Origin of the sequence: Caballeronia sp. LZ024 (assembly GCF_031451455.1) — a bacterium.
Lineage (GTDB): Bacteria > Pseudomonadota > Gammaproteobacteria > Burkholderiales > Burkholderiaceae > Caballeronia > Caballeronia telluris.
This window is the reverse complement of record NZ_JARUXL010000002.1, coordinates 56,346-65,422: the sequence shown is the minus strand read 5'-3', so window position 1 is coordinate 65,422 and position 9,077 is coordinate 56,346. Positions and strand designations below refer to the sequence as shown.

The following is a 9,077-nucleotide window of genomic DNA, read 5'->3' as shown; positions in this document are numbered from 1 at the left end:
CGATCCGGACAAGCCGGAAATTACGGCTTTTCATCATCACAGTCAGGCGCGCGATCTCATCACGAATGACCGTCGCTGGCTTTCGCGCAACACGATCCGCACGCAGAGCAACAACAAACTGCGCATGGAAGATTGGGCAGGGCAGGAAGGGATCAAGCTCAGCACGGAGCACTCGGGCAAGTCGCAGCTCAATCTCGGCTATTTGGTGAACCAGAAGCTTGAGCATCGGGGTGAAGGCTTTGAGCTTAGGACATCGGGCTGGGGGGTGATTCGCGCAGGAAAGGGCGTGATGGTGACTACCTACGACCGCCCTGGTGCCAACGGCGCGCAACGGGATATGCAGGAGACCATCGCGCAGCTCGAAAGCGCTTTGGAACTCGCCAAGGTACTTGCGAATTCCGCGAGCAGCGCGAAGGCCGAGCCTGCCGATACCGATGCCCAGCAGCAGATGAAAGACGACTTCGATGGGCTGCAAGAGCCGGCCTTGCTTATGAGCACGCCGGCGTCAGTTGGGATGATCGCGGGTCACGGCGTCCAGTTCGCGGCGAAGGGCAACATCAACGTGGTGGCCGGCAAGAACGCTGACTTCAGCGTCATGAAGCACTTCACGGTTGCCGCCGGCGAACTGATCTCGATGTTCGCGCAGAAGCTTGGCATCAAGATCTTCGCGGGGAAAGGGCCTGTCGAAATTCAGGCCCAGAGCGATGCGATGTCATTGTTGGCCGATCAGGACGTGTCGGTGTCGAGCGTCAACGGGACGGTACGCATCAGCGCCAAGAACGAACTCATTCTCGAATGCGGTGGTGGATTCATCCAGCTCAAGGACGGCAACATCACGCTCGATGGGCCAGAAGATTTGTTCTTCAAGGTCATTACGATCCAGAAGCAGGGCGCGGCGTCGATGAACTCACCTCTTCCGCAATTTCCCGTCGCGCCCAACACTAACCTATTTAGCCAGCGACTTGATGTCAGCCCCTTATTGGGTAAGGAGTTTTCGCTGCCGTTCCAGCACGTTCCATATGTTGTTAAAGATTCCACGGGGAGGATCGTGGATAGTGGAATGTTGAGCGACATCGGAAAGACGAGCCGCACCTTCACCGAACAAGCCACAACGTTGAAGTACCACATCGGCAACGATCCGTGGCGTCTCTTTCTCGATTCAACTCACGGCAAAATTGACGACGAGCCACTGCAATAAGGATGTGAATACATGGTTATCATTGTGACTGATTCGGAATCAACGTCTTCGACGTCCATTCCGAACGCTGATGCAGCGTCGAATATTCCGGTCAATAGTCCCGTGGATACAACGGTGCCGGCGGGCTCTAGCATGCCAAATGACGCGGCTGCATCGATATCATCGACAGTCGCGCTCCCCGTTAATCCGACTGAACAGTCGACGACGACACAAGCTTCCGTGATCGGTACTTCCGCAGACACGACGGTGCCTGCGGTAACACAATCGACTGCAGATCAGCCAACCGACTCACAATCTGACGGACCAGAACTCAACCATGTGTTTGTTGGTCTGGATGGCTCTCCGATTAATGGACTTAAGTACCGCCTGGAGTCTGATGGCGTAGTAGTTAACGGAGCAAGCGATGAGAATGGGAACGCGAGGCCGGTTACGTCGTTTTCGGCAGGGTCGGATTGTACTGTTTCCGTATTGGCCGACACTGGCATCTATAAGCAATTAGCTTGCTATACAGTACCGACGGCAGACACAACGGTCACGCTGATGAGCGGTAGCATGGTTCTGGAAAGCGAGACTCAGAAACATGGTGGGTCATCTGAAAATGTTTCCAACGAACCTCCGGTACCTACCCGTGATGAGGGTGGTACCAAGGCGCATCCCGCCTATTCTTCGCAAGACTCATCTGCAAGCGGAGGTAGCGCCGCGGGTTCGTCAAGTTCTACCGAAGGCAACGCGCAGTCTGCCGGTTCGCCAGCGAGTAGCGCCCAAGCGGCAAACGCTGCAAGCGGGAGTTCTGCACCTGCTGCATCAGCGACACCGGCAGCGAGTCCATCGCCGTCAACCAACAAATCGCATCCTCAGACGAGTGTCAAGCCCAAGGGGGGATCAGGAAATCCCATTCCTCCAAAGGCGACAATTGTAAAAAGGGATCAGTTGGGCCATCCGCAGGCGTCCCCAGTAGCAACGATTACAGATTGGGCATCTCACCAAGTTCACGCCGTGTGGCATTACATTGAAGATCTTTTTGGACTGGAGTCAAACCCGGTTGCGGGAAAGGCGGTTCCTCCAAACACGTCTTCCTCGTCCAATGGCAACAAAACCGCGGCTTCGCACACCCTAGCGGTCGTAAAAAATCTTGTTTCCATCGCAGAGGAACAGACTGAGCATACAATGCCTTCGTCTGCCACTGTTATAAACATCAAGCAAATCGCGGACGGCTCGATAACGTACGGTAGCAAGCCTTCGAAGCAATCTAAAGGCCAGTGTTATATGTTCGTAAAAATCGCACTTTGGCGGGCCAATACGATTAAATTTATAAAAAACAAAAAGGGTGATTTTGACGCGGCTGGTGGAAGCTACGCCAAGGTTGCAGGTGATTTTTTGATGTCGCAGGGATTTGAAAATGTCACCAGCCAGCTTCCGGATGCGCGATGGGCACTGCCAGGAGACGTAATTGTCTACCATGTAAAGGGCGACACGGAAACCGCAGACGGTCACGGCCAGCCCGGACACATAGACATCAGGACATACCACTATTATGTCAGTGATTTCAAACGAAACTATCTGTGTTTTAGTGGTGGTGGTGGCACTCATTTTTATGAGGTTATCGGTATCCATCGCAAAGCTGGATTTAGCGACCCGCTTACTTTGGCGAGAATGAGGGCATTTTTGAAAGTCATCCGTTCCCGAGAGGCTAAAGTTTTTTTTCGTTTGGTGACGACAAAACATACCGTGCTTCGCAGGGGGTATATAAGCTTCAAGGCGGAATCCAAGATTTCTCCACCTATCCTGCCGGCGCAAATCATCAAGGTGCGTATCAGGTGTCACGTGCGTCGTGGAATAGTGGCCATGCCCTAGCCACGGGCGCGTTACCGTCCGATTTTTCTCCCCAGACACAAGACCGCTACGCAATATGGTTAATGGAGGGCGAGCCAGGACGGTTTGGGCCAAAGACTGATGGCTATCCTCCCGTTCCAACGGCTCTGGGCTACATACGGCAGGGAGACATCGATCAAGCAGTGAAGTTGTTGCGTGCACGACAGTGGCCTTCGCTGCCTGGTGGAAACCAGGATCAGGGTTACACGATCGATGAAATGAAAGCCGATTTTTCCAAATATTTAAAAGAATATGGCGGAAACAATTAAGCGCAGGTCATTTAATTTTTTAGCAAACTCAACCAAATTTAAAATGAAGAGTTTTCTCTTAAAAATTTCTTTCGGGCTCGCCATTGCTGCGCTATCGATTTCTGCTATTGCTCAAACCTCCACCCATGAATACCTGGAATTAAGAGAAAAAACGATTAATGTTATGCATGCGCAATACGCAGACCAAGAAAATGCGCGATTGAGTCTGGCTGCGAACAGAGGGCTTCATAACCTGCAAATAAGTCTGCAAAAATTGGTAGGTCGAGTGAATATTAAGGGCTTTCCAAACAGCGGAAAAGGTGTTCTGGGATCGAGGGACGATGATCAATATGAAGGTCTGGATGGTATTGTAATTACTTCATTTGACGGAAAAACACAGCTCTTTGTGACAACGGTGCCAATTATGCAGGCGTGGCTCGCAGTCCATAAGAAAGATGTTAGCCGCTATCCCGACCTGGCCGAGCTTGTTGGTACTGAGAATTTTTACAATGCCACATCGACGATCAGTGGTAACGCAGCCGTATACGCCTATGGTGAAATCCCCGTGACTGCGAATAGTGGATTGATTGCGAGAGCTATTATTTTCGCTTTGGGGCAAGATGACCCCGCGCCCAAACCACCCAAAAATTTAGCTGTGTCGGTTATGTCAGGTGATCGGATTTATGTATTCACTGAAGCGATCGTTGCACCGGACATTCCAGAGTGTAAATCACTGAGCCAACAAACCTCTATGAGTTTTGAACAATGCTTTGCGCGAAAGATGTCCTCGCAACCAGAATATTCTCACTTAATCGGGCAGGCGCAGACATTGGTCGATCACGTATCTCAATCGCAGCAGCATTAGGGATATAAGCACGCGTCTTCCAAAAAAGAGGTAATTGCACCATGTCATGGTCTATTCCGACATTCAGAGAAGTCCAACAACCCGCGCCGATCTCGTTGCGGTTCTGGCTGCCGTCGCTTGTTGCCATGGCATTGGGTATCGCGGGCATCGTGTTACTGCTGTGGCCGCATGGCAAACCGGCACAAGGAATCCGTTTTTGGGCACTGCTCGTCGGCACACCGTTTTCCGCTTGTGCCCTTTCATTTGGTGCCCGGCTGGATCGTTGGGAGCACGAGCAGACAATTGCTGAAGAGATGGAGCGTGAGCAAGGGCGAATCGCATTGCTATGGCGGGTGTGGTCCCGTCGTCATCTCTGTGTCACCGCATCTTGCGCGGTCTTCCCGGTATCCGTTTCAGCGACTCAGATAGGTGACGCGGCTCCGGGAATGCCACTTAGTAGCGGACGCGCGAAAGGCTTCCCATGGACGAACGGCAAGCTCGAGGCATGGCGACGTACAAAACTGCTTGGCGTTATTGCGCATGGCTTGCGAGAGTCGCTTGCTGTGCGTCAAGAACTGCCGATCAAGGTGCTGATTGACGAAGCGTCACTTGAAAACAAGGACGCGTGGGCAGCGGCGACTAAAGACGCTTTCAGCAAAGTTGCGCCACGTTGCAGATTTACGGTCGAAGTGGAAGACGTTACCCGTTGCTCGCAATTTCTCACGCAGCAGGTGAACTTATTTAGTTATCCTTCGCAACTCGTTATTGCGGCACAATTCTGGCTCGATAACGACGAGAGCCCCGCATTCAGCGAGGGGGCCGCAGCGCTACTCTTTGACGCCGATTCCTCACCTCGTGGTTCTTTCTTCCGTCCGATGACAGCGTTACGCGATAAGCTCGAGACAGGGCTGCAACAGCTTTCTGAAATGCAGGTGAACCCGGGCACCGTTTCCCGTGTCTGGCTCACTGGTTGCGATGACGCTTCGGTCGACATCCGCTCACCACTCACGATCGATCCCAAGGCCTCGATACCGGAACGACTCCTCGATAACGTTCTTGGGACCCCGGGTCCGGCCAGTGCATGGATTGCTCTTGCAACGGCCCTCGAAGCTTCGCAGGGCAGCGGGCCACAACTGGTCGCCTGGCGCGAGCCGAGTTCTGAATCTGTGCACCTCTGCTTGGTTGCACCCGCTCCCGCGCCTCAAAAGGAAACAACCGTTTGAAGACTTCCAAAATGCACATCCTTGGCCGGGGGCTGCTGGCCGCGGCGATTGTTGCGATGCTCGCAGCTCTGCTCATGTATACCGTAGATCAGCAAGACCTGATCATGTGGTTCGTTCGGTATCGACCGGTCCTCATCGCTATAGCATTGATACTCGCAGTTGCGCTTCCTGTTGCGTTGCGGCGACGCCAGCAGGTGCGTCTAGAGATGCAGGAGGCATCCAAAGATCGGAGTATCGAGCCACCTCAGCCGACCGACCCGACTGCAACTGCCGCAAAAAGCAGGGCAGAGCAGGTCGTCACACAGGCGAAGGAACTGAAGTTCTACCTGCAGCAAAAGCGCTGGTTTCGCTGGGCCTACGCCCAGCCCTTGCTGCTGGTCACGGGCGACTCCACGACCGTTACTTCCTTGATGCCGGAACTGGCGACAAAGGGCTGGCTAGCCACCGACGACGCCGTGCTGCTGTGGGGCGGTCTAGGCGCCGACGGCCGTCCGGACGAGTTGTGGCTGCGCCAGATCCGTCGACTGCGGTGGATCCGCTCGGTTGATGCGATCGCACTCGTGCTGGATAACGGGACGTCGCTGTCGAACTCCGTACGCGAGAAAAATCCCTGGGGTCTTAACCTTGCACGCATCACCGAGTTCCTGCACTGGTCCGCACCCGTCTACGTCCTCGACATCGCCGACACCGATTCCATTCACCGCACCGACACCCCGGTCACCGGTTGCGAATTCGTCCGGTCCACGGACGCCTCCGCCATCGAAACCGCGCTGCTTGACCTGCGCGACCGCCTAGCCGACCGCAGCGTCCATCAACTCGCGGATAACGTCGACGACGCCTACGCATCGGACCTATCCACCCGGCTCGACACCCGAAGCGCGCCGCTCGCTCGCTGGATTGCGAGCCTCTCCGACTGGCAGCGTCGCCCGTTGCCGGTCATGGGCGCTTTCTTTGCCCCGTTGCCCGCTGCCAGCGCATCGACATCGGGTGCGGACAGTGCGTACCTGCCGCTGTGGCGCTACCTTGCCGACGCCGCGAGCCGCACCCCGGGCCGCCGCACGTTTTCAAACCCCGTCACGGTGTCGTCGCTGATCGCCTTGGCCCTTATCGGCCTGTGGAGCGCCGGCATGCTCGTCTCGGGCGTGACCAATGCGCGGGAACTGTCGCTGACGAACGACGCCCTGCGCACGCTCGACCGCGCGTCCGATACACCCGCGCGTCTGCGTGCGCTGCTCGATCTGCAGCAGCGCATTGGCCTGCACGAAGCGCGCGTGCAGGACCACACGCCGCTGTTCACACGTTTCGGCCTGAACCATGACCGCGCCATCCTCGACGCGCTCTGGACGCCCTACGCGCGCGCCGCGCGAGCGCTGCTTGTCGAGCCCGTGCAGCAGGACATCGAAGGTCAGCTCACCGATCTCGGCCAGATGTCGACCGTGCAGGTCGACGACCAGAGCAGCCAGATGGCGCAGGCCGGCGAGCAGGCGCTCAAGACGTACATCATGATGGCCGAGCCGCAACGCGCCGAGCCAGCCTTCATGACACCGCAGCTCCAGAATCACTGGAACGTCGACACCGGCTTGCGGCCCGGCGAGAAGCTCGACCTGTCCGCGCGGCTGCTGGGTTTCTGGACACGGCACTTTCCCGCGCATCCCGACTGGCGTATCCAGCCGCGCGAGGAACTCGTGGGCAACGCGCGCCAGACGCTGCTCGCGATCATCGGCGTCAAGAACTCCGAGGACACGATCTACGAGAGCATCCTCGATGCGGTCGGCCACAAGTATCCCGACCAGACGCTCGCCTCGCTGACCGCAGGCACCGATACGCGCGGTCTCTTCTCGACCTCGGCGACGGTGCGCGGGGTCTTTACCCGCCAGGCGTGGGAGGGGTCGATCGAATCCGCGATCGACGAGGCGGCGAAACGCAATGGGGTCGCCGGTGACTGGGTGCTGGGCAACAGCGGCGGCGACAGTAACAACGGCGCGCCGACAGGCGCCTCCACGGGAGCATCGACGCCGGAGGAACTGCGTGCAGCGCTGCGCGCCCACTATTTCTCCGACTACGCCGGCCACTGGCAGGACTTCATGAACAGCGTGCGGTTCGAGGCCGCGCCGACGCTGCCCGCCGCGGTCGGGCAACTGAAGCTCATCGCCGACGCGCGGCAGTCGCCGCTCATCGCGCTGATGAAGTCGCTCGCCTGGCAGGGCGGCGCGGGCGTGCAGCAGGCCACGCTCTCCGACGCGCTGGTCACCCGCGCAAAGAACCTGTTCGGCAAGAAGGACGACGCGCCGCAGCCGGCCCAGGCCGACCCGGCCGGACCGCTCGGCACCTCCTTCGGCACAGTGCTCAGACTGGTCGGCGAGAGATCGGGCACTGCCGCGCCCGCCGGTAGCGATCTGAGTCTGGAACGGTTCACGGAGCGGGTCACGACGCTGCGCCTGAAGTTGCAACAGATCAGCGACAGCGCCGACCCGGACGCTCAGGCCCGCCAGGTCGCGCAGTCGCTCTTCCAGGGCAAGGGGTCCGAGCTGTCCGACACGCTCGCCTACGCGCAACTCGTCGCCGCGAGTCTTGGCGAGCAGTGGGCGGGGATGGGCGAGACGCTCTTCGTGCGGCCGATCGAACAGGCGACGCAGACGGTGCTCGCGCCCGCGCAGGCGAGCCTGAACGACGCGTGGCGTCAGACCATTGTCGCCACCTGGAACCGCTCGTTCGCCGGACGCTATCCTTTTGCCAGCACGGCCAACGATGCGTCGCTGCCCGAACTCGCCCGTTTCGTGCGTCCGCAGGGCGGACTGATCGAAACGTTCCTCTCGACGCAACTGGCCGGCGCGCTGCAACTTCAGGGCGACCAGTGGGTGCCGGCGGCGGCCAGGTCGGGCGCGAGCGGCACGTCGCGCGCGTTCGATCCGGCGTTCCTGAAAGCGATCAACACGTTGCAGCAGATCGCCGGTCACTTGCTGGCTCAGGGCGAGCCGCAGTACGTGTTCGCGCTCAGGCCGGTGCCGACGTCGGGTGTCAGCGACACGCTGCTCACGCTCGATGCGCAGAAGCTGCACTACTACAACCAGCAGGAGACGTGGCACACGCTGACGTGGCCGTCGAAGGACCCGCAGAGCGCGGGCACGCGGCTCGAATGGCAGACCGATACGGCCGGCACGAACCGGGGCTTCGAGTACAGCGGACGCTGGGCGCTGGTGCGCATGCTCGAGCGCGCGACGGTCGAGTCGCTGGACAGCGCGACCTATCAACTGACGTGGCAGGCCAAACCGGCAAGCGTGGACCCGGCGCCGACCCCGGCGAAGACGCAGACGCCGACCCCGACGCTGAACGCAGACTGGGGCGAACCCGATCCGGCGGCGCTGACGGTGCAGGCGCCGCTCGCCCCCGCGCCGTCGAACCTCACGCATCCGTTGCGCTACATGATCCGTACCGACGTGGGCCGCGGGCCGCTCGAGTTGCTCGCACTGCGGGGCTTCGTGCTGCCCTCGCGCATCTTCGTCGAACACAGCGCGGCGACCGCGCAGCCGCTATCGAAAGGTCCACCGCCGTTGCCCCCGGCTGCCCGCGAGGCGGCAAAGCACGCGGAAGTACCGATCCCGCAGGGTCGCGCGCCGTCATGAGACATCAGGCCGATGACGCAAATAACTACTTCCCGCGTGGCGCGCACCGTCGCGCCCGCCTGAACGGAT

Annotated in this window: 5 protein-coding genes; all 5 read left to right on the top strand. The window is 58.7% G+C overall.

All coding sequences use genetic code 11. From position 1 onward, the window contains the following. On the top strand, positions 1–1,198 hold a 1,198-nt coding region (locus QCE48_RS15680), incomplete at its 5' end, for a DUF2345 domain-containing protein (protein ID WP_309794229.1). A 12-nt stretch (positions 1,199–1,210) separates the two neighbouring features. Beyond that, on the top strand, positions 1,211–3,052 hold the full coding sequence (locus tag QCE48_RS15675; RefSeq protein WP_309784944.1) for a flagellar hook-length control protein FliK: 1,842 nt from the start codon (positions 1,211–1,213) through the stop codon (positions 3,050–3,052). Between the two features lie 330 nt (positions 3,053–3,382). Then, on the top strand, positions 3,383–4,183 hold the full coding sequence (locus QCE48_RS15670; protein ID WP_309784943.1) for a hypothetical protein: 801 nt from the start codon (positions 3,383–3,385) through the stop codon (positions 4,181–4,183). 41 nt (positions 4,184–4,224) lie between these two features. Further along, complete coding sequence (locus QCE48_RS15665) at positions 4,225–5,385, top strand: hypothetical protein (protein WP_309784942.1); 1,161 nt, start codon at positions 4,225–4,227, stop codon at positions 5,383–5,385. Positions 5,386–5,396: 11 nt separating this feature from the next. After that, entirely contained in the window at positions 5,397–9,008 is a 3,612-nt protein-coding gene (locus tag QCE48_RS15660; RefSeq protein ID WP_404982632.1) for an ImcF-related family protein, read from the top strand. The last annotated feature ends 69 nt before the right edge of the window (positions 9,009–9,077 follow it).

Bases quoted from the DNA above. Each gene is read 5' to 3' on its own strand.
- QCE48_RS15660 (WP_404982632.1), top strand. From the start codon at position 5,397: ATGCACATCCTTGGCCGGGGGCTGCTGGCCGCGGCGATTGTTGCGATG.
- QCE48_RS15670 (WP_309784943.1), top strand. From the start codon at position 3,383: ATGAAGAGTTTTCTCTTAAAAATTTCTTTCGGGCTCGCCATTGCTGCG.
- QCE48_RS15675 (WP_309784944.1), top strand. From the start codon at position 1,211: ATGGTTATCATTGTGACTGATTCGGAATCAACGTCTTCGACGTCCATT.
- QCE48_RS15665 (WP_309784942.1), top strand. From the start codon at position 4,225: ATGTCATGGTCTATTCCGACATTCAGAGAAGTCCAACAACCCGCGCCG.